Annotated in this window: 1 protein-coding gene; it reads left to right on the forward strand. The window is 37.8% G+C overall.

Annotated features, from left to right (window positions below):
* Positions 1–49: 49 nt before the first annotated feature.
* Positions 50–1,537, forward strand: coding sequence for an anaerobic C4-dicarboxylate transporter (locus Q0140_RS01065; RefSeq protein ID WP_177389295.1), 1,488 nt, complete (start codon positions 50–52; stop codon positions 1,535–1,537).
* Positions 1,538–1,922: the final 385 nt, after the last annotated feature.

Raw genomic sequence — 1,922 nt, forward strand, 5'->3', positions numbered from 1 at the left:
TTAGAATTCTGCGCGCCGTTAAAAAAATTACTTTATAAGGAGTTTTGCAATGGACATTTCATTGATATTGCAATTGATCGTACTCTTCGGTGCGATATTTTTGGGTGTTAGACTAGGTGGTATGGCTATAGGCTATGCAGGCGGTCTTGGCGTCGTCATTCTTACGTTGGGGCTTGGTCTAAAAGCGGGCAGTATACCATGGGACGTCATTTTAATCATTATGTCTGTTATCGCCGCTATTACGGCTATGCAAGTAGCAGGAGGACTCGATTATTTGGTACAAATAGCCGAAGGAATACTAAGAAAACACCCAAAATATATAAATTTCTTAGCTCCGATAGTTACATATTTGCTTACGGTATTTGCAGGGACGGGACATACGGCGTTTTCTATGATACCTGTCATTGCAGAGGTAGCAAAGACTCAAAATATTAAGCCTAGTGCACCTCTTAGTATAGCCGTCGTCGCTAGCCAGATAGCCATTACTGCTAGCCCCGTTTCAGCGGCGGTTGTATTTATGGCAGGCGAGCATGCTTTAGGCGGATTAGGCATTAGCTATCCATTATTGCTTGCTATTTGGATACCTACGACCTTTATCGGTTGTATGCTTACGGCTCTTGTTATAAATTTATTTTATAATCTCGATCTAAGTAGCGACCCAGAATATCAAAGAAGGCTTAAAGAGGGCTTAATAAAAGAGGTTAAAACAGAAGAAAATAAAGAACTTCCTGCAGGAGCCAAAAGATCGGTATTGATATTTTTGATCGGTGTTATCGCCGTCGTTTTATACGCTACGGCTATTAGCAAAAATGTAGGCTGGATAAAACCAAGTTACGTGACAGGCTACGAAAAAATCTATGAAAGCAAAGATCCCGATAAATTTAACGAACTAGTCGCAAAAAACATAAAAGTCAAAACCGACTCAACTACCAATGTAAAATACGTAGAAAATACCGATAAACCTACTAAAGTATTAGTGCTAACTAGAGATAACGCCATTATGAGTTTCATGTTAGTCATCGCTACTCTAATAACGGTAAGTTGTGGCGTCAAAGTCGATAAGCTATTTAATACCGCCACGTTTAAAAGTGGTATGACGGCGTGCGTATGCGTACTCGGCGTAGCGTGGCTAGGTGATACTTTTGTGGTAAATCATACCGATGCTATCAAAAATTTTGCTGGTGATTTTGTCAAAGACTATCCATTTATGCTAGCTATAGCGTTATTTTTTGCGAGTATGCTTCTTTACTCTCAAGCCGCTACTGCAAAAGCGCTTATACCTACGGTTATTGCTGCGCTTGGACTAACTGCTACAAATAACGGAGACGCATATATCTTAGTCGCATCGTTCGCTGCAGTTTCCGCACTATTCGTGCTTCCTACGTATCCGACCTTACTTGGAGCTGTTCAGATGGATGATACCGGAACTACTAGGATAGGTAAATATATATTCAACCACTCCTTTTTCCTACCAGGTGTTTTAGCTATAGCGTTTTCAGTAGCGCTCGGCTTTCTAATAGCACCGATTTTATTGTAAAATTTAGCCGAGACTCGCTCTCGGCTTTATTAATTCGCTTAAGACTTAAACACTAATATTGAAATTTACCTAAAAGCAATGACGCAAATATCCCATCCAGAGTATCTACTTAAACTTAAATTTTGTTGATAAGTAAAGTCTCGCATAGACCAAATTTTATCCCTCTTGTCACTCCAATATGGCTAAGGTCAAAATCTACTTATAAATTTAAATGAAATCTCGCAAATAAAATTTATGTAAAAAATTTAATTCTGATAAAATTTTACGATTACAAAACTTATCGCATTTCGTATATAAATTTTAGATCCTTTATAATATAAGTATCTGAATAGTAAATCAAAATTTCAGCCAAAAAACATATAATGTAAGAAATTTAAAACAAGGA

Source organism: uncultured Campylobacter sp. (assembly GCF_938045405.1).
In the GTDB taxonomy this organism is placed as follows: domain Bacteria; phylum Campylobacterota; class Campylobacteria; order Campylobacterales; family Campylobacteraceae; genus Campylobacter_B.

What these genes read in the sequence shown, in the direction of transcription:
- Q0140_RS01065 (WP_177389295.1), top strand. Translation starts at nt 50, where the DNA reads ATGGACATTTCATTGATATTGCAATTGATCGTACTCTTCGGTGCGATA.